The following is a 20,829-nucleotide window of genomic DNA, read 5'->3' on the forward strand; positions in this document are numbered from 1 at the left end:
TCTATAGTCCACAGCGTACATGCCTTGTTTCTAGGGGATCATTGGTTTCTAAAATTGTGGGGATATGCATCACGGTGGTGGCTTCATTCATCCCTTGGTTGTTACCTGCAACGGCCCCAGTTTGGGCACCACGTTGGGTTGGCCAGCTAATGCTGATTGTTACCTGACTCGAGCATGGCGTGCTGGTAGCGGGGGTATTTCTTTGAACCGCCACAGTGCAAATGGCATTATTCAGGTTTGTGTTTACTGCTGCCGCCCATCTCCTAGCGTCAGCAGAGGACGGGGCTGCACTCCTGCATTCGGTTCTTGCCATGGCAAAGCTGTCTAGGTTCGATGCATTACTGCGCATTTCACCCTCTATTCTCTGGATTAACTGCGTGGCCGTTGTTCGTGAGCTGCTGCTCACAGAATGACGCATGGCATTGGCTTGCAAGGCGCTGATGGCCAGTATGCCAAATGAAAAAATACTGATGCCAATCAAACACTCAAGCAGCATGGATCCCCGCTGGGAATGAAAAATAGTCATAGTGCTTACCTCGAGCAGCTAGCTGGATTGTTTTTCGGCGCGTCTGGCAGGCAAAGCTGCGTATTGCCGCCCGTATCAACCCGCATGCAAACTCTTGCCGGGCTTTGTACGGTGCTGTTATCGGCTGCTGGTATGTTGCAGTCGCCTACGTTCGATTTATTCGCGCTTACAATTAGCAGTAAAGATTGATTAGCCCGGCCAAGTGCATCAAAGCGAATCATGGATTGATCAGCGGTAAGATTAAATCGGGCCGAGTTTCCTTCAGCAACTGTTTTGCCTTCAATAAATGGGTAGTGGCTTAAGCCTGGCGCGGCAGTGGTGAGATTGACACAGGCAGGGCAGGCACGGATCAGCCAAGCTGTGCCGTCTACACTAGGGTTTACATTATTTGCATCATTTACAGCATTGTTCGTAAGAATGAGTTCTACATAGCCATTGCGCTTAATCGCCTCGGCACGGGCAAGTTGCACCGCACTTTGGAATGACTCGGCGTAGGTTCTAAGCTGAGTGCCCCGCACCCAAGCCTGAAACGGCGGCCCTGCTAAAGATAATAAAATGCCAAAAATAGCTAATGTGATCATGATTTCGATCAGCGTAAAGCCCCGCTGATTACGTTGAGGAATAAGTAAATCCATAATCAGCAGCCAGACCTTTTAGTGACCCAGCAGTTTTGATCTACTGGAAGAAAGGTCCAGCCTGCGGGGGCGGCGGTGGTTTGCTTAACATTCAGATCATTAAGTGTAAACGTAAAGCCGAGGGCTCTATTTGTGCCTGTCGCGGTTATGGTATAGCTGTCGGCTGCGATGGGGCTTCCGCAGCTGATGTTGAAGCTTTCTGTTGGGCGTGCATTTCTGTCGCATGGAAACCCAACATAAGTGCGGTTATTCATATAAAACTGCTCAAGCTGCACCCGTGTTTCGCTCAGCTTACTTTGAGCCTCTACTAAGCGGCTGCGGGTGACGTAATCGGTATAACTTGGGATGGCGATGGATGCCAAGATACCGATAATCGCTACGGTAATCATGACTTCGATAAGGGTAAAGCCGGCTGAAACTCGCATTATTGCTCCTACTGTGTTTGAGAGCATAATGCTTACAAATTGAGCATTTATCCAGTAGGCTAAAATGCCTATGGATTTTGATCGCCGGTCAATATTTATAGACGAACGGTAGTTGTGGTTCTGAATTGCAAATTTCAAACGATTATTTGATGTTTTAGGCTGCAAAACAGGGGTAAAAAGGCTGGCGTAGGGGATTAAAGATTGAGCTTTACATGATAAATATCATGAAATTCTAATGTTTGTTGCTAAAAAACCACTCATAAATATTTATCTGCTGTTGATTCCCCATGCCTAATGGCCTGATAAATCAGGTCTTTTTATGGGCACAACGTGAAATCACCTCACCGGCCCTGATGCAAGGGGCTGGTGAGGTGCTTGGCTTAGCGCAGAATTTCACTCCAAGACGAGCGTTTGCCTTTTACTTGAGTATTGAGCCTTGCAGAGTCGGCAGAGCCTGTGCCATCTGCATTCACTTGAACACTGTCAAGTTTAGAAGTGGTAATAGAAACTCTGCGTGATGGGTCATCGGATAATTTGCCATCCGAATTTTTGCCTACGCTGATAAATACATCAGTGGAAGGGTTGGCGCATAACCAGTCTTTGCTTAAATTAAGCGGCATTTTGTATTCGCGGCTGATCCCGCCAGGTGTGCAGGAATCTGCACCAGGAACAATTGAGCTGAATACGCCATAGGTATCAAAAGGAAAGGGGTCATTAGGAATTCGTTCTTTGCTAATGGGTAAATTGGCCCGCCATCCTTTGGTGCTGTTTTTGCAGCTGGTTAAATCAGTGCCTAAGGCAGAATTGGCCGCTCTTTTTAACGTAATGGTGTCAAAATTGCCATCTCCATTACTAAAGTCACCCGCTACAGAATTTGGGCAGTTATTAGATAAGCTTGCGCCATTAATGCCATCCAGCGTGCTGACTGTTCCTCCCAGATTGTCTTTAATAGTTTTGTCGCAGGTTTTATCAATCACCAATTCAACTAATGATCCTGATGAGCGCAAGTTATTAAAACTTGAATCAATAGCACCTAAACTGGGGTCTATTAATAAGCCATAAATGGTTTGTGTATCGCTGCTGCTCATATCATTTTGATTTAAAAAACGACCCGTTCCAAAGTTCACATAATGGGCGGGAATTCCGCTGCTGTTTTTATAGGCGGGCATTTCTTTAATCAGCGGGGCAGAGCTGATGGGCTGGCGCAGTGCGCTGGTGCCAGTGGTGGCCGCTAATACACCATTGCCCTGCGCGCCTGCCACATCAAAGCGCCATAAATTACCGGCTAAATCACCCGCGTAGGCCATTTTGATGGTGTCATCTACATCATGCTCGGTAAATAAAGCCCCAATTTTGGATAGCCCACAAGTGCCATCGGTGGCGGTGCAGGTGGTGCTAAAGGTTTTTTCCAGAGTACCGGTATCGGCATTTAAGACAAAAAGGTAGCCTTTGTTATCGCTATTGTCATAGCCCGCTGTAAGCAATACCTTCCATTGGCCTGCTATTTTACCCACCACTGGAAAACCGTATGTTTTACCGAGTCGGCTGTCTTTAAAACTCCATAAAGGGGCGGCAGGCGCCGTGGCCGAAGGGTTGGTAATATCAAGGGCGTAATACTCACCGCCACCGCCACGCAAGCCGCCCACCAGAATGGTTTTCCAGCTGCTACCATTATTAATGTCGGCAATGGTGGGTGATCCATCTACAAAATACTGGAAGTTGCTGTCGTAGTTTCTGTCGGCTTGTTTCCACAGGCTGGGCAGCAGACTGGGGGGGATAAAGGCCCATATTTCCTGCCCTGTTACGGCATCAAAGGCATGCAGCATGCCGTCATTGGCGGGGGAATAAAGCATGGCACGGCGGCTTAAGTTGCCCCGTGAAAATGCACCATAGCCGGAGTCTGCATAGGCTTTTTCGGATTTTTTAACATAGGTCACCCCGCCATGGATAATTGCTCCAAGAATTTTGGTACGCTGGCGAAAAAGCGCCGTTGTAGCGGCTAAATCAGGGGCTGAAGTGCTGGGCTCATTACTTTGATCACCCCGCAAGTAATCAACCAGTTTGCTGCCAGTAATGGCACTTTGCTGGGCTGCGTTCAGTGCGTTTGCTGTTTTTAAGTTGGTCACGCCCGCCGTAATGGATGCATTGCTGCCATAGTTTGCAGCGTCAAAAGTAGTGAAGCTGGTGCAGCTGCCTGTGCAGGTATAAATAGCACGGGGATTGCTGGTTAATGAGCGGGATGCCAATAGGGCTTGAGCGGACCACCGCTCGGTGGTGGTGAAGGTTGTGCTATTTACATCAACAGTTCGGGCCGCTACATCTCCGGTCCAGTCACGCGTTTTATAGCTGCTGTTGTAAACCGTATTGTCCGCTGCTGTCATAAACGCGTTGGATACATCAGGCGCGCCCACTGATCCCTGCCTAGAGCTGATATCGTTCAATGCGCTTTTCAGGCTGGCGGCTACGGCATTAGGGTCTTTGGCGCTAAAGAATTTACCTCCGCCATTCACCCCCGCATGCCATAAATCATCAATGGTGGTTAATTGATCCCCAACCACGGTTGGCCAGTTTTTTGTGCCGTTTTTAATGCCTACAAAATCATTTAAGCTGGCATTGCTGTTGGTTTCGTAATCATCCACATAATTGAGCGTGCCATCCATCCCCAAGCCTAAGGTATAGGTACGCATCATTTGCCTGCCTTCAGGGCCGGTATCAAAAGCAGGGATACCCGGCACATTATTGGCCATGCTTGGGCGTAAATCGGTTTTAAAGTATTTCATCGCCACATCGGCTAGATTATTCGATTGATTGGCTCCGTCAAGCATTGGTCTTGGTACGCCGGAGCCTGTGTCCTGATTGCCTACAGAAACGTAGTCGCCATTGGCATTCCAGTAGCCATCGGTAGTTAAAATTTCAAAATTTTGCTGGCAGGTGAACTGGATAGGGTCGGTTACCGCGCTTTTATTGCCCGAATAAATCTCCCCCACAGCCTGTAATGCGGTTTTTAAAGGTGTACCACCACTCGCTGGCACGCCATAAAGCATGGTGTACCAAGCACTTTTCTGTGTGCCATCGAAATCGAGGATATTCAGAAAGCCTGAGCTGGCAAAGTTATTTGCAGATAGCCGCCCAATCCGTGAGAAACCAATCCGATAACGGCTATCCATATCAGAGAAAGCAAGCCCTGCACTGGATTTCATCATTAAAATGCGGGTGCGATAGTAACTAAACCAGTTGGCAAAGTTTTGCCGTGCAGCCACCGATGCTGCACTGCCATCACTGGGGATTTTTGTTTTTGTCCACGAGCCAGTCGTAAGCGTGTTAGTTGACGATGGCAGCGAGGTATTGCACTCCGAATCTGATGGTGTGCTGGTGGAATAAGTCCAATAAAAGGCTGTTTGTTGTGGTGCGTAAGCACCGCCAGTTACATTGTCATAAGAAAAAAAGTTGTTTGATAAATTATATGTACTGAAGTTATTGGGCCCGCCCGAGGTGCCTGTATTAAATCCGTCATACCAGGCCGCGGTATAGCTGGCATCCGGTTTACTTGTTCCATCCGCATTTTTTGGGGGAAGGTAAGTTGTGGCGGGGTTGTAATACACCCCATTGCAATAGGAATTGTGATAACCCACTCTGGTACGCCAATTGGCCACGCTATCTGGCATATGCGTCCAGGCCATCGAGCCGGAATCATCAATTGTAAACATAATATTAGGCTTTATATCGCCGGTGGTTAAGGTTGACAGCGGCTTATCTGTAGTTTGTGCTGCCAAGGTGCTGACACTAAGGCCAAGCCATCCTAGGGTAAACAGATTGAGTTTCATAATGCTTGGTCCTTAATAAAAACGGCTTGAGTGCCGGGTGAAACTTGTTACGTGGCTTAATAAAGAGATGCTTGATAAAAACTGACGGTGTTTTTAGGGCCTTGAATTCTTACCGTAATCAGGTAATTCACATTAAACGATGTTTTTTCTTTCAGGCAATTTGGGCAGGCTTTTACCAGATTGCAAGGGTTGCCCGTAGCCGCAACGGTATCAATCACCAGCGAGGGGGCAGCAGCGTTGCTGCAACTGCGCTGAATTAAATAAGAAGCACTAAAGCCATTTGCGTTGGTGACTGTGGCGGTACTGGTGGCTTGTGGCATGGCGGCGGGCGTGCAGGGCCTGGGGGCGCACGTGGTGGCCACCCAAACCCAGTTGCTGCCTGTGCGCCACTGCGTGCCGTCATTTGGGTTAATCGGGCTGACGGTGTTGGTGGCGCTATAGCCATTGGCTGCAGAATCCGCATTTAATGTGGCGGGGGATGTGCCGGAGATGGCAATCAGCCATTGGCGTGCTGTTTCCAGAGCCACATCGGCAGCGGCTGTAGTGCCTTGGCGCAGCGACAGATTATTGGCAACCTGGGTGCTGGTAGTGATGGATCTGATCATGGCAATACCCGCCAGGGTCATAATCACCAGCACAATCAAAGAGATAAACAGCACCAGACCTTGCTGGTGGCTCCGGGCAGGAATACGCGGCGTGCTCATGCTATCGTCTTCCTTAGAGAGTGGAGGTGGGTTGATTGAGCAAAATCTGATTGCGCAGCGGCACTACGGTTTCATGCACGCTGTAGCGGTAGCATTGCCAGTCGGCATTGGTGGGCTGGGTAAAAACATCAGCGCCAGACCAGCCTAAGTAGTAGGCCGCAGTGGTGAGGGTAAACGCATCACTGGGCGTGGCGGCGGTGTAGTTATTAGTACTGTCGTTAACGCAGGTGCCAGCTCGGTTGGGTTTTTGCGGGTTACTGGCGCGTACCAGTACGGCAAAGCGGACGGCTAATACCTGAGGCCATTGGGCCGGGGCTGCTTTTTGCCAGGTATCAACGTTGTTTGGGATCGTGTCGCCATCCACATTGGTATCTAAACCGTATTCGGCTTTCATTTGAATCACATTTTCTGTCACAACTTGCCATGTGCCATCGGCTGCAGCTGCTGCATCCAGCGCATCCGCGCTTAGCAGTGAGCCGTGGATTTGGGTACCGGCTCCCGCGCAACCATTGCTGTTGCCACTAAGATAAACACAGTAAGTGCGCCGGGTGAGCTGGCCAAAATTATATAAGCGGGTGATTTTGCTTAAAGCGGTTGGGAAGGGTGAATTAACTGTGGCAGAGTTCCAGGTATTGGCTGCGTTGCCAATGGCAAAACCATCGGTTGAAGCGGGTGTGCCGGCGCACGGCGTGGCATTGGTGCAGGTCACCTGAAACACCGGGCAATTGGCCAGCCCCGATTGCCATGCAATCACCAGATCATTGACTGCCATGCTTTGCCCGCCTAAAACATTGGCAAATTGAGTATCGGCATTGCCGTGCTCAATATCTGCCAGCTGGGCCACCTGCCCTCCGCCTGTTATGCTTGCGCCATATAGAAATGTAAGGCTGTCAGATGTGCCCGCGCTCTGGATTAAAACAGGGATTAGCGGAACATTATTCAGAGCGGCTACTCTGGAAACTACATTGCAGTTGAGTGCGCCCACATCCCCAATGCCCATGCCGGATCGTTCTGCATCTTTTTGTATCTGCATCACGGCAATTCCACCATTGATTTGCGCGCCTGAGCCGCCCATGCTGTTGCGCCGGTAGGCCTCATTTACACCAAAAATTTGATAGATAGAAATCATTGAAACCAGTGCAACAACCACTGAAACCATGAGTTCCACTAAACCAAAACCGCTGGACTGGCGCATAGCATGTCTCTTTAGTTATTGCACAGAGTGCCGTTGGGGGTGTCGCTCCACACCGTCTGGATATCAGCCACATTGGTGGCGACATTCATTTGCCCGCCGCTGCTGTCTGTAACGCCATTGGCACCGGTTAGATCGCCACGCCGTACCGGCCAGGCAATGGTAACCGTGGCGCGGCGAAAGCATCTGATCGTGCGCCCAGCTGCGTTATCGTTATCAATGGCTATGGTGCAGGTGGCGCCAGGCAGTTGCGCGGCAACCGCTCTGGACCAAATTCCTGCGGTGGAGGTTGCTGCGGCAGATGTGCAACTGGTCATACGGAAACTATCTAAATTGGCGGTGCGTGGATTAACTCTCATCAGGCCATCAATTCTTTGCATTAATTGCATGGCAGATGTACGCGAAGAGGTGCTGGATACATGCCGCATGGCGTTGCCTTGCAGGGCCAGAATAGACAACACGCCAAATGAAAATATCGTGATGCCTACCATGGCTTCCAGCAGCATGGAGCCGCCTTGCTTAGTGCGAGAATGCTTATAAATCATGGCTTCTAGCTCCTAGCACAAGAACTGGGGTGGGTTGCCGGTGCATCGGGCAGACACATTCTGGCGTTTCCCCCCCGGTCTAAAACGACACAAACTCTGGCCGGATCGGTCACCGGCCCGGCGCCTGCAAGGCTGCAATCTGCAGGGGTTGCTTGGGCTGCGGCATCGGCCACAATTAAGTTAAATGCTGCATTAGCCCTACCTAAGCCATCAAAGCGGATTAATCCGGCGCTGGCATTGAGTGCAGGGGGATTACTGCTGCCGCCTTCTGCCAGCACTTTTCCACCAATAAAGGGGTAGGTTTCTGCTGCAGTCGCTGCGGTTGCGATATTGGCGCAGGTTGTGCATTCGCGGATCAGCCAGGCCGTGCCTGTTGCGCTGACCGTTACAGCATTTGAATTTCTGGCAGCATCTGCCCCAACCGCACTATTGGTTAAAACAAGCTCAATATAGGCATTGCGATTAATGGATTCGGCTCTGGCTGTCTGAACTGCGGTTTGAAAAGATTCGGCAAAGCTGCGCAATTTAGCGCTGCGAACCCAGGCTTGAAACCCGGGCATGGCAATCGCTGCCAGTAAGCCAAAGATAACAAGCACAATCATGACTTCTATCAGGGTAAAACCATGGTGTTTTTGTGGGGAGTCGTTCATTTTGCAGGCTCGCCTAACAGATATTCGGTTTTTTGCTGACCCAGCAATTATTGGGAGAAGGGCTAGACCAGCCTGCAGCCGTAATTGCCGAAGTTTTTTGGTTAAGATCATCCAGCGTGAAGCTAAAGCCAGTCATTTTATTGGTGCCTGTTGCGGTGATCGTAAAGGTATTGGCTGTTTGCGTGGTGCACGTGATGCCAAAGTTTTCATTCCCAATTGCGGCCTGTGTGCAGGTGAAGCCAACATAGGTTCTGTTGTTTATAAAAAACTGTTCTAGCCGCACTCGAGTATCACTGAGCTTGCTTTGTGCCTCTACCAAGCGGCTGCGGGTCACATAGTCGGAGTATTGAGGAATGGCGATCGCGGCTAAAATGCCGACGATTGCAATAGTGACCATAATTTCAATCAGGGTAAATCCGTGTGGGTTTCGCATATCCGCCTCGTTTGCCTTAGTCGATTTGCTTCATTTGTTTTTATTCTTATGGAATATTAATCAGCGTTTAATGAGTTAGCTAAAGTATGCGAGTAGCGGGGTTTTTTTTAGGTTGAGTGGTTGGTTTTGCCGTTAATCTGCAGTGAATGGCAAATAAAAAAGCCCCTGCGGCTGAAGGCAGGGGGCTTGTGACGACGTTTTGTAGCGGGAAGTTAATGAGCCAAGTTTTAAGGCAAAAACCGCTCTAGCAGCGTATTTAAAAACCGCTGCCCACGTAAAGTGGGCTGGATATGATTAAGCTGGCGCTCGAGTAATCCATCTGCAACGGCTTTTTCAATCTGGTGAATCGCTTTAGTTAGCGGTAAGCCGGTGCGCTCTTCAAACAGGCTTAAATCAAAGCCGCCAGTCAGGCGCAGGGCGTTGAGCATAAATTCAAACGGCAGTTGCTCTAAAGTAATTTGCTCTTCCGTTTGCACCGCAGAGCCAGAAGCCATTTTTTGCAAATATTCAGTCGGCTGCTTATAGCGCATCTGCCGAATAATTTTATCTGGGAAGCTGATTTTGGCGTGTGCACCCGCGCCAATTCCTAGGTAATCGCCAAACTGCCAGTAATTTAAATTGTGCTTAGCCTGGCGCTTAGGCTGGGCAAAGGCGCTGGTTTCGTAATGCGCAAAGCCAGCGGCGGCCAGCTCTGCTTCAATCGCATCCGACATATCGGCGCTGCAATCTTCATCTGGCAAGGCAGGCGGGTAGCGGTGGAACAGGGTATTAGGCTCTAAAGTCAGGTGGTAGGCCGAAAGATGCGTGGATTTACAAGCAATGGCGGTACGAATATCTAGCAGCGCTTCGGCCAGCGTTTGCTTGGGCAGGGCATACATAATATCGAGATTGAAATTATCAAAATGCTGATGGGCAATCTCGATGGCGCGATGCGCTTCTTTATCATCGTGCACACGGCCTAGCGCTTGAAGGTGCTCGGCATTAAAGCTTTGAATACCAATAGATAAGCGCGTAATGCCTGCGGCGCGGTAGCCGGCAAATTTTTCGCTCTCAAAGGTGCCCGGATTGGCTTCTAGCGTGATCTCGGCATCGGGGTGCAAACGCACTCTGGCCCGAATCCCTTCCAGCAATTGATTAATCGCCTCCGCAGAAAACAGGCTTGGTGTGCCGCCGCCCATAAAAATACTGCTAATCGGCCTGCCCCACATCAGCGGCAAACAGGATTCTAAATCGGCCAGCAGGGCAGCAATATACGGCTGCTCTGGCAGCGCGCCTTTTTGCGCGTGCGAGTTGAAATCACAGTAGGGGCATTTTTTAATGCACCAGGGAAAGTGAATATACAACGCCAAAGGCGGTAAGGCAGAAAGCGCCCAGTTAGCTTTGCCGATGGGCATGGAAATCGATTGCATGGTGTTCACTTCTTATGGGTATTGCGGGCTTTATAAAGTAAAAGGTCTGTAGACACAGAGATAAATGAGAACACAGAGCACACAGAGAAAAACCTTAGGTATTGCATCATCTGTAGGGCGGGTGAAACCCGCGAGCAATGCTAAAAAAGACGCGGTTTGCACCCGCCCTACGTGAATAGGCAAGGCAGCTTTTCTCAATGTGCTCTGTGTTCTTCCCTTTCTCTGTGTCTACAGAACTTTGGGTTTCAAATTATTATTTCTGATACGGGTTATGCAGTTCATCCACCAGCCGGTGCAGCACGGCTTTAATCTGGGCTTCTGATACCTCCATCAGCAGCCCGTCTTCTAGTAAATCCTGAGCCATTTGTTTTAGCTCGTCCAAATTTTCATTCATGACTTTTACTTTTTCGGTGCAAGACACCACCGATTCATCGCCTCTTAGCCATGTGGCCCAGCGGGTTTCGCCTTGATTTACAGCCGTGCTCATAAGCCTGTTTCCTGCAATTTAGCGATCAATTCACGCAAAGCTTTGCCACGATGCGATATTTGGCTTTTTTCGTCTGCGCTGATTTCTGCTGCTGTTTTTCCAAACTGCGGCAGCAAAAACAGCGGATCATAGCCAAAACCTCCCTCACCTCGGCTAGTTTCAAGGATTTCACCGCAGCAAATACCATCGCTAATCAGCGGCTGCGGGTCATCCGCATGGCGCACCAGCACCAGCGCGGCATAGTAATAAGCGCTGCGATCCGCTTGCCCGGCAAGGCTCTCGAGCAATTTTTGATTATTGCGCGCATCCGATTTTGGCTCACCCGCAAAGCGGGCCGAGTAAACCCCTGGTGCGCCGCCCAGAGCATGCACGCAAAGGCCTGAATCATCGGCTAGCGCTGGCAGGCCGGTAATCCGGCTGGCGTGGCGGGCTTTTTCTAAGGCGTTTTCAATAAAAGTGTGGTGCGGCTCTTCGCACTCGGCCACGCCCAGCTCGCCCTGTGGAACAATCTGGATATCTAGCGCGGCAAATAGGCGGTTAAATTCTTTCACCTTACCGGCGTTATTGCTGGCTAAAACGATGCGTTTCATCATTGGTAATTCTTTTTTTGTAAGATAAGCAGCTCTTGCTCGCGCTTCATTTGAAAGCGATTCAAAACACTATTGCCAATTAATAAAGGCCCATTGTCCTGATCGCGCACGCTGGCCTGCACATTATTAAGTAGTAGGGAGCCGATACGAATCTGCGCAATCGTGACCTGCCAGGATTTAATCGTGCCATTGGCCGTTAGCGCGCGGGCTTCGGCACCTTGCTTATAATCCACACCCATTTTGCTGGCCAGATTACGCGGCATAGATAAAAGGCTGGCACCGGTATCAATAATGCCGCGCTGGCTAATGCCACGCACGGCAATATCGGCAAAATAATGGCCTTGCGCATCCGGGCTCAGCGTGAGGCCCCCAGCGGTATCGGCCACACTGTTCCTGCTGGCGATATAGCCTTGCCCAAGTAATAGCTGACGTTGGCGGCCTGCAATACTAACTACAGCTTGCTCGTTGCTAAGCGTTACCAACTTTACTTCACCAATTTGCTGCCCCACAGTTAAGGTCTTTTTTTGCCCATTGATTAGCAAAATGCCCTTGCTGCCCATCGCTGCAAGTAGGGTAACCTCGGTGGCAAATACGGGAGGGGCAAGCAATGCAAAAATTAGGGCCGCTTGTTTCATGTTAAGAATGGCCTTTAGTTACTTCACGTAAAGCGTTTTCAATCAGCTGGAAGTCAGCATCTTTAAGTAATTTGGAATCAGACAACACCCGTCGCCAAGTTCTAGCGCCCGGCTGATGCTGAAATAATCCCAGAATATGTCGGGTCATTAAGCGTATCGGCAAGCCCTGTGCCATTTCTGCCTCAATAAAGCGCCGCATCGCGTGCATGACTTGCACACGGGAGGCGGTATGCGCCGCGCCGCCGTAAAACAACTCATCTACCTGAGTCAGTATCCAAGGATTATGGTAAGCCTCACGCCCCACCATTACGCCATCCAGATGCTTTAAATGCTCCGCCGCTTGCTCATGCGTCGTAATGCCGCCATTTACAATGATTTCTAAATGCGGGAAATCTTGTTTTAACTGATAAGCATAATGATATTTAAGCGGCGGAATTTCGCGGTTTTCTTTAGGCGACAAGCCTTTTAAAATTGCATTGCGCGCATGCACAATAAAAGTATTACAACCTTCATCAGCGATCGTACCCACAAAATCGCGCACAAAGTCGTAGCTTTCTTCCTGATCAATGCCGATACGATGCTTGATGGTGACATCAATATCCACCACATCTTTCATGGCCTTTACACAATCCGCCACCAAACGCGGCTCCGCCATCAGGCAAGCACCAAACGCGCCATTTTGCACCCGCTCGGAAGGGCAACCCACATTTAGATTAATCTCGTCATAGCCCCAGCCCTCGCCCAGCTTGGCACAAGTCGCTAAAGCCATCGGATCAGATCCACCCAGCTGCAAAGCAATTGGGTTTTCAATCTCATCAAAATTAAGATGCCGCTGCTTATCCCCATGAATAATCGCCCCAGTTGTCACCATCTCGGTGTACAGCCAAGTGTGCTTGGTTAGCAGTCTGGAAAAGTACCTATAGTGGCGATCTGTCCAGTCCAGCATAGGTGCTATAGAGTAGCGCCTACCCCTTGTATCCATTGGTTTTATTGGGTTTTCTTCAGTCATAGCTTGCTTTTCATGTTTGCGGTCTTCTACGGTCGAATGCGGGTTTGAGCGGTACTCAGTTGCATCAACTCCTATTTTGCTGCTATTTTCAGGGTCTGAAAAACACGAATAGGAGCGCTTAAAGTGGCCACCATTTTACGCGTATCGAATAAAGACGGCTCGGTTTCTTTTCAGGCACAAGTACGCATTCAGCGAGCTGGAAAGATTCTGCTGAATGAATCCAGAAATTTCAAAGTTTCAGGTGCTGGTACACGGGCAGAGGCGGTAGCAAAGCGTTTGGCTGAAGACTGGGCCGCTAGGCTAACAGAGCAGATGCAAGATGCTACAGCGATCAATCAGCACAAATTAAAAAGTGTCACTCTGCAGTCGCTGATTGGGCAATATATTGAGTTTATTGAAAAAGACAAACCGATCGGCGATACAAAGCGCAGCGTCCTGAATATTTTAGCGCGTTCCACCCTGCTTGGGGATTTACCGCTGAGTCGTCTCACCACGGATATTATTGTCGAGTATGCGCGTGAACGTGGCTCGGGCGGTACTCTGCCACAAACGATCAATCAAGATATTATTTATTTAGGGGGCGTTTTAAAAACAGCAAATAAATATTTTGGTATGAATATTGATATTTCAATATTTGAGCTGGCATCAGAGTATCTGCACGCAAACGGCATGATTGGAAAATCTGCAGAGCGAGATCGGCGTCTTGGCGAATCAGAGCTATCACGCTTAATGGCAGTGGCCAGACCGACGAATCACCAGCGTGTGATCCCAATTACAGATGTAATGCGTTTTGCTGTTGAAACCGCGATGCGTCTTGGGGAAATTGTAGCTCTGCGCTGGAGCGATTTAGATGAGAAAAATCGCACCATCATGATTCGGGATCGTAAAGACCCTAAGAAAAAGATCGGTAATAACCAGATGGTCCCTTTGCTGGGCTTTGCGATGGATATCATTCAATCCCAGCCTCGTGCGCATGAGTGCATTTTTCCTTATAAAGCAGAGTGTGCTAGTGCCGCTTTCACCCGGCTTTGCTCGCGTGCTGGCATCATTGATTTACATTTTCATGATCTGAGGCATGAGGGAATCAGCCGCTTATTTGAGCAGGGGTATGCGATTCAGGAAGTGGCGTTGGTGTCTGGGCATCGGTCATGGAAAAACCTAGCACGTTATACCCAGCTGCGGGCTGTTGATTTGCACAGGGATAAGCCAAGAGTGATTACTGAGCTGTCTGATCGAGTTGATAGGCGTTAAAAAGCCCCGCAAGGGGCTTGGTGGTTTTCTTGATTTTTAATTTTTAGTACTGGTTTGCATAATCGCTTCGGTTGTTGGCTTGCCAATGATCCTTATTGGCGGGCGCTCATACAGCGCAATAGCGCCTTCGTCATCTTCGCGGCAATCCTCCCATCCAAACGAATTGCACCTAAAATAACCAAATGGCTCGGTCTTGTTATTAATGGCGGCTTGCTCGATGGCGGCAAGACGGCATAACTCCGAAACGGCTGGGGCAAAAATATCTCCTACACGCTCATGATTTGCGGTGAATATGGCTAGGTTTTCTGCGATTTGTAGTGTTTTACTCATTTTCTACCCCCTCCAACTTGTCCATTGGAACGATGAATTCGACGTTTTTCATTTCACAGCACGCGATGAAATCTTTTTCACTGAATGCGTTCACATAACCCATGCCACGTACGCCAATCTGGAAGTGTTCGTTATGCTTGTATTTTTGGTAACCTGTTTGTGAAACATCACGCAATGGCAATTCAATACCACGGCAAGCATAATCTACGATGCAAATGATGGACTGCTCTTTAGCCAGCTTTGCTAATAGCGCGTAATCTTTTAATGTTTGGTAGGGCGCAATTTCAAGTGGATGGTTCATTTTCCACCGCCTTGGCTTTGATTTTTTCATCGTATTCGGCAAGTTTTGCTTGGGCGACTTCTCGCCACTTTTCGCCGTGTTCGTTAAGTAAAGCCATGGCCCAGTGGATAAAAACGGCCTGCTCATATTCAGCCTTTTTTGCCTTATCTTCGTAAATACCTGCTGCAATTAAAAGCTTTGCGATTTGAGTGCGGGCAAAGTTTGGCCTGCCTAAAATATCTATTTGGGTATCGCTTAATTTAATCATCGCTTTCCTCTCCCTCTAACTCATTAATCCATTTATCCATGCAGCTTAAGCAAATTTTCCACTCCCCCCAAAAGTCGCCGTCTACTCGTGCTCGTTCGTGACGGTAACGCTGGCCCAGGGTGATCGTGTGGGAGTTGGTCTCGCTAAAGCTCATGCAATGGTGTTCTTTTCTTGCCGTTCTAATTTTGACTGTCTGCAGGCTGAGCTCCCCTTCTTCGCCTTGCCATATGCAGAATTCGATATATTCTTGATCGCTACGGCTCATGATTTGATCTCTAAATTTGAAGCTGCCATCGCCCAAATTGCTTTGATATTGCTCCAACTAATAACTCGAACTATTTGCACCTCGCCATAGCCACCGCACATCTCGCATTCATCATCTGAATCTTCGTCGTCGAAGGCTTGGCATTCGCATGCGTCTTCATATATCTCCTTGAACTCACCAGATAAAAGATATTTAGCGCCATTTCCTGCGGTAAGAGCTAAAGGTAAAATCCCGTAACCAGAAGGGACAACTTGCCCCGGTAGCGCTGTCAGCTCAGCTTCAACTGCTGCCAAGCGCCGCAGTTCCTTCGCTGCATCGGACAAATAGCCAAGTAATTCAAGCTCTCCCGGACGGCCAGCTTCTAGGTATTGGGCTAATTCAATTGCGTTACTCATTACTGAATCCCTCCGTGAGGATTGCCACATTTCTTAGCGCCACATTCGCAGCTATAAACGCCTTTAGCCGTAATCGAGAGAGTGGAAAAACCATTGGCGCACCCACTCATTTTTTTTACCGCGATATCTTTTACAAATTTCCACTTATGGCGCGGGCCATTAGTGCAGGCTTTTGGTTTCTTCATTGAATAATTGCCCCTTTGGTTTACAAGCCAGCCGTTTCAAGCTGTTCAAAGATGTCTCGGCGCACTGTTGCCAAGCGCTGTAGTGGCATGGCGGTGAATAGGCCGCTGGCGGGTGCATCGTTAAAAGTCAATTTATTGCTGACCATCAATTCAATATCTTTGCCAAACGTTGATTTATTTCGCTGCTTGATATTGATAATCCCTTTAATTCTGTTTTTATTGTGTTCATAGATATTGGTATCGATAAAGCGCTTACCGTTCTTGCTGACATCACCAAAGTATTCGTTTTCCCATACTACGATTTGGGCTGGTTGATTTCTGAGCAGTGCCACTAGCCCATTCATGGTGTCATCCATTGCTTGCCCGCCGGTTAATACGGTATGGATATAAACCGTTTTGCCCATTTCATTGAGCATATCGATTACCCCGTTTTCTGCTAAATAGGCAGAGAGGGGAATAAAAGTGCTTGCGCCATTATCAATAACGGCTGGGCAAGTCTGATTCATTAAGCTTTCAATTAGGCAGTCAAAAACTCGTGAATCTATTTCCATGCTTTGATTTAAAACATTTAGTCTTTGCACGGGAAGAGATTTATAGCGGCTGAATGTATCATTTACTGGATCTGTATCTGCACAAAATAAATGGTCGTTTTTTTCCTGCAGGTATTGCGCCAGTAATACGGCAATAAGACTTTTGCCAACGCCGCCTTTGCCTTGTAATACAAAATGAATGCTCATTGCTTTACTCCCAGAGATTGTCGGATGGTGTTTTGTCGAATTCAAATGACGGATTGCTATTTTTTGCTGCGGGTAATGCTTGGGCCGTAATTGTTTTGGCCGGGGCTGTGGCCGTGGGCGCATGGGTTTTCCTTTTTGGCGGCTTCCTGATTCTGGACAGGGTTGTTTGGTAAACCTCAAAGCTGATATCAAGGCCGTGCAGCTGCTTTAGTGCTGCCAGTATTTCTACGTGGGTGTAGCCATCGGCTTGTGCGGCGTTAATTTCTGGCAGTAAGGCTCTTAACCTTGCTGCGGTGCTTTGCGGTTTGCGGCTGGATAACTCAGTGAGTAAATCGGCCATTTTGTTTAGAAAGTGTTTAGTTTCTGTTTAGAAACTGTTTAGATTTTGTTTAGAGAATGTTTAGAAAGTGTTTAGTTCTTTACACCCTGCATTCCCAAACTTCTTTTGTTGCTTGCTTTAGCTCCGCCCCTAGTTGCCAATCCAGCCGCTTTTTGCTGATCGCGGTGTCGCGGGCGATTTGTGCTGGGGTGGCCGTGTTTTTGATGATGCTACGCAGGTTCATGGTTTGATTTAACTCCTGCGCATCCCGTGTGTGTGCTCGTGCTCCTCGCATGTCTTGCTCCTTTAGATTTGGCTTTGTTGCCAGCTTTGTTTGGCGGCTGCGGCTTGTAGATCGATCCAGTTTGCTAGGTCTTCGATTTTTACAAAGCGTGGGGCCTGTGGGCTGTCTCTTAAACGAATGGCGGGGAATGGCAGCTTGTTTCGCGCGGCTTGTTCGTTCACTTCCCGTTTACCCAGCCCCAGAAAATCCACCCCGACCGTTTCTAGTGGCACCAGTGCTTTTTGGTAGCAGGCAAGTAGTACAAATGATGTGTTCATGCTGTGGCCTTTTCTAGCAGAATAGCGGTCTGTTCTGTAACCGCTGTTGACCGTACTTTGTAAACATCCAGAGTGCGATACATGCGGCGCTGGTTTTCTACTACGGCGCTGGCCGCTGCGATTTGCTCGCTGGTTAGGTAGGCATCGGGTATATCTAGTACTTGCATCAGCACACGTAGCGGCTGCTGATCAATGCTGAAATGCATATCTTTGCCCAGGCGTTCCCAGCAGTTGATCCAGCCGTCTAACGCGGGCACGATGGGTAAGCGGTCATCGTGCTTATCCCGAAAAACCGCGTATTCAGGTCCGCCTTCGATACTGGCGAATTCCAACTGGCCAGTGCGCAGATCATCAAACATCTGATCGATCAGTAAAAAGGCGCTGCGTACTTCAAAGATGGTGGGGGTAAGTACTTTTTTACGGCGGCTGGCGCGGTTCATGCGTGGCCCCACAAGCTGCGTGATTGATGTTGTATCGTTGATTGCAAATGCAGCTCACAAATAATATGCAGGCTGCGAATGTCGCCGTAATTATTGATGTTCTGATCAATAAAATATGGCGATATGCCGCGCTCGCTAGAATGCGGATTAACTGCTGCAATATTACGGCGATTGATTTGCCAGATATGCCCGTTTAATTTACTAATTAATTCGGCTTGATCGTCAAAGTGCACGCTGGTAACAACGATGTTTCCCACTGTTGATTTGATACGTTTTTCTAATTCCTCTGTTTGTTTTAATGCGTCGCCAAACGCCATTTTTGTAAAATCATGCTGAGCCAGCAGAAAATCAGCTACAGTGTCTTTGCCTGCCCCAGCTAATCCGCTGAGCCCGATAATAATGCGTGGTTTATTCATGATTGTTTCTCAAAATCAGTAGGATTAAAAGTAATAGACAGGCCGTAAAAAATATAAATAATGCCTAATAAAACCACTACAGCAAATGCGCTGTTTTCTGGGGCTGGAACTTTAATTAAAATTAAACAGATAGCCATCCATGCAATTACAAATAAAGAAAAGAGCACTAAAACAATGATTAAATCCCGCATAGCTAACTCCGTTTAATAGTTCACTCACATCGCATAGCCACCGCTTTGGCAGGGGCTATACGCTGGGAGCGTTAAGCTGCAGCCCTTTGTTCTTCGGGCAGGTAGCCGATCATTTCGCATAAATTGCTGATTAAGGTCGATGTCATGAGGGTTTGTACGGCGGCTTCGTGCATCCATACGTCAACAAAAGATTCTTTGTTGTAGGCTTCTTCATAATCATCAAATGCAATAGATTTAAGGTGGAATTGTTCGGTTAAATTAAAGGAGCCTAATTTTGATATGAGTTGAATCTGTTTTACTTCAAAACCACTATCAAGTGCTTCAATAAAACCTTTCTCAGCAGCGGCTGTTGCGTTGTGCAAATTAAATGTGACTTTTTCTTTTTTTTGTCTTTGGAGCTGTACATGATCTCCTACATTAAAGTGGCCAAATGCTGTGTTATTGCCATTTACTTGGTCGCATAGTAAGGCTGTAATTCCTTTGGTTACGCTATTAATATGAATGGTAGATGTTTTTAGCGTTTCAATTGCAATTATTAATAAATTAATAATCATTTGTGCATGGCGGCTGCTACTAATGGGGATAATTAGATATTTCTTTTTTGTATCAAAGAAAACAGTAATGATTGAGGTTTTTGCAATGGCTCGCTTAATAATGTCAGTCGCTACGATATCTTTAAGGTCGCGTCTTTCCTTTTTGCCAACTTTGCGTTTTTCTTCTGTTTCAACTTTTGCCACTAATTCCTGCGTCTTTAGTTCAATGGCGCTGTTAGGGATTACTTTTTCATCAATGCGCACGGCAAAGGCCATGCCTCCTTCGTAATTGATGACCGTTTCATTGCTGATAGGTACGCCAACAAAGCCAATCGACAGTGTTTCCAGTGAGGTTGGTTCAATAAATGGACGCGCTTCTAGTTTGTCGGCAAGTATTTTCGATGTGGGCATTTCTACATTAAAGACAATGGCGTTTTTTATTAATTTCATGGGGAGCCTCAGTTTGGTGGTGGTTTTTTTAGTTGACATATTAAGTAAGGGTGGTCGCTCCGATCGGCTCGGTATTGGTTTGAATGCCATAATCCGTAAGCCAATTAAAGGTACTAGCGGCCATAAAGTAAGCCCCCTGGCCTTTGCTCTTGTTGAATCACGCCCAATGCCACAGACTTCTGGTCCTCTTCACTCGGCGCATGGCGCTGTGCCTGTGCATTTAGGGTGGTGCTCAGGTGGTGCGCGTTTTCTGCGTTTAATAGAAAGCGATGAATGATGCCATCGGCTGTTTTTAGACCAATGCCTACCTGCCCTTGAGCGTCGGTGGCGGTAGTGCAAGTCCAGCAGGCTTGTTGGTAGCAAACAGGGATCATTTCCAGCTCCTCACCCGCCATGGCGGGTTTTTTAGTTGACATACAAAGTAAGGGTGGTCGCTCCTGTGATAAACTGTTGATGTCTTACTAGGACACATTCAACTTTTACTAAGGAGCAACCATGGAAAATCATTACTGCATGACGGTTGGTGAATTGCGCCAAGAGTTATCTGGCTATTCAGACAACACCCCATTAAGTTTTGGAGCAGGCGATCTGGTGTTTTACCGAGCCAAAAACCGTGGAGCTGTCGATCAACCTGCCGTTAATGTCGAGTTCAATCAGGTTTACGTCGTAACTGCTGAATAATCGGGCGGTTATCGCCGGTCTTGCTATTCATCCAATCGCGTAGCAGGTTTAAAACGTCGTCTTGGTCGCCGCTTCGGTAGCTTTCCATGAGGGGGCCTAGTTGGCCCTTTTCACCTGGGGCATGTGTGCGTAAGCGGTACCGTCCATCTTTGCCTTGCACAATCACGGCGCTGCAGTCGATGCGTGAATAGTCATCGGTGTGATAAGCCGTGGCTTGATCGATGTTGCCCATCTCTAGCTCCTCACCCGCCATGGCGGGTTTTTTATGTTTGATGCACAACGGCGTTTGAAGATATGTCGGTATCACCAGAGCCGAGGCCGTTGTGCTGGGGTGATGTGATTATATTAGCAATGCTAATTTTAATTAGCAACGATAATATTATTTTTGATGTTAAATAAGGATACGCTGTTGTAATCGTGGGTATGGATTGAGGGTTAAATTTCTTGGTTTTACTTGGGTTAG

General features: G+C 48.1%; 32 protein-coding genes. 2 read left to right on the top strand and 30 right to left on the bottom strand.

Annotated features, from left to right (window positions below; translation table 11 throughout):
- Position 1: 1 nt before the first annotated feature.
- The 14 genes from C1H71_RS13145 to dusA form a co-directional block, all read right to left on the bottom strand.
- Positions 2-526, bottom strand: coding sequence for a type IV pilus modification PilV family protein (locus tag C1H71_RS13145; protein ID WP_130106946.1), 525 nt, complete (start codon positions 524-526; stop codon positions 2-4).
- A 5-nt stretch (positions 527-531) separates the two neighbouring features.
- The gene (locus C1H71_RS13150) at positions 532-1,161 is read right to left on the bottom strand and encodes a GspH/FimT family pseudopilin (RefSeq protein ID WP_130106947.1); all 630 of its coding nucleotides are present in this window, start codon (positions 1,159-1,161) and stop codon (positions 532-534) included.
- Between the two features lie 2 nt (positions 1,162-1,163).
- Positions 1,164-1,586, bottom strand: a complete 423-nt coding sequence (locus C1H71_RS13155; RefSeq protein ID WP_188053264.1) for a type IV pilin protein — start codon at positions 1,584-1,586, stop codon at positions 1,164-1,166.
- A gap of 380 nt (positions 1,587-1,966) precedes the next feature.
- Positions 1,967-5,410: a pilus assembly protein gene (locus C1H71_RS13160; protein ID WP_130106949.1), complete on the bottom strand. Its 3,444-nt coding sequence runs from the start codon at positions 5,408-5,410 to the stop codon at positions 1,967-1,969.
- 56 nt (positions 5,411-5,466) lie between these two features.
- Positions 5,467-6,114 (bottom strand): pilus assembly PilX family protein, encoded by a 648-nt coding sequence (locus C1H71_RS13165; RefSeq protein WP_130106950.1) that lies wholly within the window; start codon positions 6,112-6,114, stop codon positions 5,467-5,469.
- 13 nt (positions 6,115-6,127) lie between these two features.
- Positions 6,128-7,309, bottom strand: a complete 1,182-nt coding sequence (locus C1H71_RS13170; RefSeq protein ID WP_130106951.1) for a PilW family protein — start codon at positions 7,307-7,309, stop codon at positions 6,128-6,130.
- An 11-nt stretch (positions 7,310-7,320) separates the two neighbouring features.
- A complete protein-coding gene (locus C1H71_RS13175) occupies positions 7,321-7,851 on the bottom strand; it encodes a type IV pilus modification PilV family protein (RefSeq protein WP_130106952.1) in 531 nt (176 codons plus the stop codon).
- A gap of 5 nt (positions 7,852-7,856) precedes the next feature.
- Complete coding sequence (locus C1H71_RS13180; protein WP_188053733.1) at positions 7,857-8,501, bottom strand: pilus assembly FimT family protein; 645 nt, start codon at positions 8,499-8,501, stop codon at positions 7,857-7,859.
- 13 nt (positions 8,502-8,514) lie between these two features.
- Entirely contained in the window at positions 8,515-8,934 is a 420-nt protein-coding gene (locus tag C1H71_RS13185; protein ID WP_130106954.1) for a type IV pilin protein, read from the bottom strand.
- A 227-nt stretch (positions 8,935-9,161) separates the two neighbouring features.
- Complete coding sequence (gene hemW / locus C1H71_RS13190; RefSeq protein WP_374704440.1) at positions 9,162-10,343, bottom strand: radical SAM family heme chaperone HemW; 1,182 nt, start codon at positions 10,341-10,343, stop codon at positions 9,162-9,164.
- Positions 10,344-10,596: 253 nt separating this feature from the next.
- Positions 10,597-10,830 carry a hypothetical protein gene (locus tag C1H71_RS13195; RefSeq protein WP_130106955.1) on the bottom strand — a complete coding sequence of 78 codons (234 nt, stop codon included), beginning with the start codon at positions 10,828-10,830 and terminating at the stop codon, positions 10,597-10,599.
- Entirely contained in the window at positions 10,827-11,423 is a 597-nt protein-coding gene (gene rdgB / locus C1H71_RS13200) for an RdgB/HAM1 family non-canonical purine NTP pyrophosphatase (protein ID WP_130106956.1), read from the bottom strand. The genes C1H71_RS13195 and rdgB overlap by 4 nt, the downstream gene beginning before the upstream one ends.
- Positions 11,420-12,055 carry a retropepsin-like aspartic protease family protein gene (locus C1H71_RS13205; RefSeq protein WP_130106957.1) on the bottom strand — a complete coding sequence of 212 codons (636 nt, stop codon included), beginning with the start codon at positions 12,053-12,055 and terminating at the stop codon, positions 11,420-11,422. Before C1H71_RS13205 ends, rdgB begins: the two co-directional genes overlap by 4 nt.
- 1 nt (position 12,056) lies before the next feature.
- The gene (gene dusA, locus C1H71_RS13210; RefSeq protein WP_374704441.1) at positions 12,057-13,001 is read right to left on the bottom strand and encodes a tRNA dihydrouridine(20/20a) synthase DusA; all 945 of its coding nucleotides are present in this window, start codon (positions 12,999-13,001) and stop codon (positions 12,057-12,059) included.
- A gap of 186 nt (positions 13,002-13,187) precedes the next feature.
- Here dusA and C1H71_RS13215 point away from each other — a divergent pair, with 186 nt between their 5' ends.
- The gene (locus C1H71_RS13215) at positions 13,188-14,315 is read left to right on the top strand and encodes a site-specific integrase (protein WP_130106959.1); all 1,128 of its coding nucleotides are present in this window, start codon (positions 13,188-13,190) and stop codon (positions 14,313-14,315) included.
- A 36-nt stretch (positions 14,316-14,351) separates the two neighbouring features.
- On the opposite strand, the gene C1H71_RS13220 is transcribed toward C1H71_RS13215, so the two are convergent.
- The 15 genes from C1H71_RS13220 to C1H71_RS13290 all read right to left on the bottom strand — a co-directional run bounded on the left by C1H71_RS13220 (position 14,352) and on the right by C1H71_RS13290 (position 20,101).
- Entirely contained in the window at positions 14,352-14,645 is a 294-nt protein-coding gene (locus C1H71_RS13220) for a hypothetical protein (RefSeq protein ID WP_130106960.1), read from the bottom strand.
- Positions 14,638-14,946 (bottom strand): hypothetical protein, encoded by a 309-nt coding sequence (locus tag C1H71_RS13225; RefSeq protein ID WP_130106961.1) that lies wholly within the window; start codon positions 14,944-14,946, stop codon positions 14,638-14,640. The genes C1H71_RS13220 and C1H71_RS13225 overlap by 8 nt, the downstream gene beginning before the upstream one ends.
- On the bottom strand, positions 14,930-15,193 hold the full coding sequence (locus C1H71_RS13230) for a hypothetical protein (protein ID WP_130106962.1): 264 nt from the start codon (positions 15,191-15,193) through the stop codon (positions 14,930-14,932). The genes C1H71_RS13225 and C1H71_RS13230 overlap by 17 nt, the downstream gene beginning before the upstream one ends.
- Positions 15,186-15,458, bottom strand: coding sequence for a hypothetical protein (locus C1H71_RS13235; RefSeq protein ID WP_130106963.1), 273 nt, complete (start codon positions 15,456-15,458; stop codon positions 15,186-15,188). The genes C1H71_RS13230 and C1H71_RS13235 overlap by 8 nt, the downstream gene beginning before the upstream one ends.
- Positions 15,455-15,853 carry a hypothetical protein gene (locus tag C1H71_RS13240; protein ID WP_130106964.1) on the bottom strand — a complete coding sequence of 133 codons (399 nt, stop codon included), beginning with the start codon at positions 15,851-15,853 and terminating at the stop codon, positions 15,455-15,457. Before C1H71_RS13240 ends, C1H71_RS13235 begins: the two co-directional genes overlap by 4 nt.
- Positions 15,853-16,038 (bottom strand): hypothetical protein, encoded by a 186-nt coding sequence (locus C1H71_RS13245; RefSeq protein WP_130106965.1) that lies wholly within the window; start codon positions 16,036-16,038, stop codon positions 15,853-15,855. The genes C1H71_RS13240 and C1H71_RS13245 overlap by 1 nt, the downstream gene beginning before the upstream one ends.
- A 20-nt stretch (positions 16,039-16,058) precedes the next feature.
- Positions 16,059-16,775: a nucleotide-binding protein gene (locus C1H71_RS13250; RefSeq protein ID WP_130106966.1), complete on the bottom strand. Its 717-nt coding sequence runs from the start codon at positions 16,773-16,775 to the stop codon at positions 16,059-16,061.
- 4 nt (positions 16,776-16,779) lie between these two features.
- A complete protein-coding gene (locus C1H71_RS13255; RefSeq protein ID WP_130106967.1) occupies positions 16,780-17,115 on the bottom strand; it encodes a hypothetical protein in 336 nt (111 codons plus the stop codon).
- 79 nt (positions 17,116-17,194) lie between these two features.
- Positions 17,195-17,389 (bottom strand): hypothetical protein, encoded by a 195-nt coding sequence (locus C1H71_RS13260; protein ID WP_130106968.1) that lies wholly within the window; start codon positions 17,387-17,389, stop codon positions 17,195-17,197.
- 11 nt (positions 17,390-17,400) lie between these two features.
- Positions 17,401-17,655, bottom strand: coding sequence for a pyocin activator PrtN family protein (locus C1H71_RS13265; protein WP_130106969.1), 255 nt, complete (start codon positions 17,653-17,655; stop codon positions 17,401-17,403).
- Entirely contained in the window at positions 17,652-18,095 is a 444-nt protein-coding gene (locus tag C1H71_RS13270; RefSeq protein WP_130106970.1) for a hypothetical protein, read from the bottom strand. Before C1H71_RS13270 ends, C1H71_RS13265 begins: the two co-directional genes overlap by 4 nt.
- Complete coding sequence (locus tag C1H71_RS13275) at positions 18,092-18,511, bottom strand: hypothetical protein (protein ID WP_130106971.1); 420 nt, start codon at positions 18,509-18,511, stop codon at positions 18,092-18,094. Before C1H71_RS13275 ends, C1H71_RS13270 begins: the two co-directional genes overlap by 4 nt.
- A complete protein-coding gene (locus C1H71_RS13280; protein ID WP_130106972.1) occupies positions 18,508-18,702 on the bottom strand; it encodes a hypothetical protein in 195 nt (64 codons plus the stop codon). Before C1H71_RS13280 ends, C1H71_RS13275 begins: the two co-directional genes overlap by 4 nt.
- A gap of 71 nt (positions 18,703-18,773) precedes the next feature.
- The gene (gene rdgC / locus C1H71_RS13285; RefSeq protein WP_188053266.1) at positions 18,774-19,685 is read right to left on the bottom strand and encodes a recombination-associated protein RdgC; all 912 of its coding nucleotides are present in this window, start codon (positions 19,683-19,685) and stop codon (positions 18,774-18,776) included.
- Positions 19,686-19,798: 113 nt separating this feature from the next.
- The gene (locus C1H71_RS13290) at positions 19,799-20,101 is read right to left on the bottom strand and encodes a hypothetical protein (protein ID WP_130106974.1); all 303 of its coding nucleotides are present in this window, start codon (positions 20,099-20,101) and stop codon (positions 19,799-19,801) included.
- Positions 20,102-20,180: 79 nt separating this feature from the next.
- Here C1H71_RS13290 and C1H71_RS13295 point away from each other — a divergent pair, with 79 nt between their 5' ends.
- Entirely contained in the window at positions 20,181-20,366 is a 186-nt protein-coding gene (locus C1H71_RS13295) for a hypothetical protein (RefSeq protein ID WP_130106975.1), read from the top strand.
- Here C1H71_RS13295 and C1H71_RS13300 read toward each other — a convergent pair.
- A complete protein-coding gene (locus C1H71_RS13300; RefSeq protein WP_130106976.1) occupies positions 20,335-20,598 on the bottom strand; it encodes a hypothetical protein in 264 nt (87 codons plus the stop codon). The two genes, C1H71_RS13295 and C1H71_RS13300, sit on opposite strands and share 32 nt — an antisense overlap.
- Positions 20,599-20,829 lie beyond the last annotated feature (231 nt).

This window comes from Iodobacter fluviatilis, assembly GCF_004194535.1.
Taxonomy (GTDB): domain Bacteria; phylum Pseudomonadota; class Gammaproteobacteria; order Burkholderiales; family Chitinibacteraceae; genus Iodobacter; species Iodobacter fluviatilis_A.

Excerpts from the sequence above, each read along its gene's own strand:
- C1H71_RS13145 (WP_130106946.1), bottom strand. The coding sequence starts at position 526 with ATGACTATTTTTCATTCCCAGCGGGGATCCATGCTGCTTGAGTGTTTG.
- C1H71_RS13150 (WP_130106947.1), bottom strand. The coding sequence starts at position 1,161 with ATGGATTTACTTATTCCTCAACGTAATCAGCGGGGCTTTACGCTGATC.
- C1H71_RS13155 (WP_188053264.1), bottom strand. The coding sequence starts at position 1,586 with ATGCGAGTTTCAGCCGGCTTTACCCTTATCGAAGTCATGATTACCGTA.
- C1H71_RS13160 (WP_130106949.1), bottom strand. The coding sequence starts at position 5,410 with ATGAAACTCAATCTGTTTACCCTAGGATGGCTTGGCCTTAGTGTCAGC.
- C1H71_RS13165 (WP_130106950.1), bottom strand. The coding sequence starts at position 6,114 with ATGAGCACGCCGCGTATTCCTGCCCGGAGCCACCAGCAAGGTCTGGTG.
- C1H71_RS13170 (WP_130106951.1), bottom strand. The coding sequence starts at position 7,309 with ATGCGCCAGTCCAGCGGTTTTGGTTTAGTGGAACTCATGGTTTCAGTG.
- C1H71_RS13175 (WP_130106952.1), bottom strand. The coding sequence starts at position 7,851 with ATGATTTATAAGCATTCTCGCACTAAGCAAGGCGGCTCCATGCTGCTG.
- C1H71_RS13180 (WP_188053733.1), bottom strand. The coding sequence starts at position 8,501 with ATGAACGACTCCCCACAAAAACACCATGGTTTTACCCTGATAGAAGTC.
- C1H71_RS13185 (WP_130106954.1), bottom strand. The coding sequence starts at position 8,934 with ATGCGAAACCCACACGGATTTACCCTGATTGAAATTATGGTCACTATT.
- hemW (WP_374704440.1), bottom strand. The coding sequence starts at position 10,343 with ATGCAATCGATTTCCATGCCCATCGGCAAAGCTAACTGGGCGCTTTCT.
- C1H71_RS13195 (WP_130106955.1), bottom strand. The coding sequence starts at position 10,830 with ATGAGCACGGCTGTAAATCAAGGCGAAACCCGCTGGGCCACATGGCTA.
- rdgB (WP_130106956.1), bottom strand. The coding sequence starts at position 11,423 with ATGATGAAACGCATCGTTTTAGCCAGCAATAACGCCGGTAAGGTGAAA.
- C1H71_RS13205 (WP_130106957.1), bottom strand. The coding sequence starts at position 12,055 with ATGAAACAAGCGGCCCTAATTTTTGCATTGCTTGCCCCTCCCGTATTT.
- dusA (WP_374704441.1), bottom strand. The coding sequence starts at position 13,001 with ATGCTGGACTGGACAGATCGCCACTATAGGTACTTTTCCAGACTGCTA.
- C1H71_RS13220 (WP_130106960.1), bottom strand. The coding sequence starts at position 14,645 with ATGAGTAAAACACTACAAATCGCAGAAAACCTAGCCATATTCACCGCA.
- C1H71_RS13225 (WP_130106961.1), bottom strand. The coding sequence starts at position 14,946 with ATGAACCATCCACTTGAAATTGCGCCCTACCAAACATTAAAAGATTAC.
- C1H71_RS13230 (WP_130106962.1), bottom strand. The coding sequence starts at position 15,193 with ATGATTAAATTAAGCGATACCCAAATAGATATTTTAGGCAGGCCAAAC.
- C1H71_RS13235 (WP_130106963.1), bottom strand. The coding sequence starts at position 15,458 with ATGAGCCGTAGCGATCAAGAATATATCGAATTCTGCATATGGCAAGGC.
- C1H71_RS13240 (WP_130106964.1), bottom strand. The coding sequence starts at position 15,853 with ATGAGTAACGCAATTGAATTAGCCCAATACCTAGAAGCTGGCCGTCCG.
- C1H71_RS13245 (WP_130106965.1), bottom strand. The coding sequence starts at position 16,038 with ATGAAGAAACCAAAAGCCTGCACTAATGGCCCGCGCCATAAGTGGAAA.
- C1H71_RS13250 (WP_130106966.1), bottom strand. The coding sequence starts at position 16,775 with ATGAGCATTCATTTTGTATTACAAGGCAAAGGCGGCGTTGGCAAAAGT.
- C1H71_RS13255 (WP_130106967.1), bottom strand. The coding sequence starts at position 17,115 with ATGGCCGATTTACTCACTGAGTTATCCAGCCGCAAACCGCAAAGCACC.
- C1H71_RS13260 (WP_130106968.1), bottom strand. The coding sequence starts at position 17,389 with ATGCGAGGAGCACGAGCACACACACGGGATGCGCAGGAGTTAAATCAA.
- C1H71_RS13265 (WP_130106969.1), bottom strand. The coding sequence starts at position 17,655 with ATGAACACATCATTTGTACTACTTGCCTGCTACCAAAAAGCACTGGTG.
- C1H71_RS13270 (WP_130106970.1), bottom strand. The coding sequence starts at position 18,095 with ATGAACCGCGCCAGCCGCCGTAAAAAAGTACTTACCCCCACCATCTTT.
- C1H71_RS13275 (WP_130106971.1), bottom strand. The coding sequence starts at position 18,511 with ATGAATAAACCACGCATTATTATCGGGCTCAGCGGATTAGCTGGGGCA.
- C1H71_RS13280 (WP_130106972.1), bottom strand. The coding sequence starts at position 18,702 with ATGCGGGATTTAATCATTGTTTTAGTGCTCTTTTCTTTATTTGTAATT.
- rdgC (WP_188053266.1), bottom strand. The coding sequence starts at position 19,685 with ATGAAATTAATAAAAAACGCCATTGTCTTTAATGTAGAAATGCCCACA.
- C1H71_RS13290 (WP_130106974.1), bottom strand. The coding sequence starts at position 20,101 with ATGTCAACTAAAAAACCCGCCATGGCGGGTGAGGAGCTGGAAATGATC.
- C1H71_RS13295 (WP_130106975.1), top strand. The coding sequence starts at position 20,181 with ATGGAAAATCATTACTGCATGACGGTTGGTGAATTGCGCCAAGAGTTA.
- C1H71_RS13300 (WP_130106976.1), bottom strand. The coding sequence starts at position 20,598 with ATGGGCAACATCGATCAAGCCACGGCTTATCACACCGATGACTATTCA.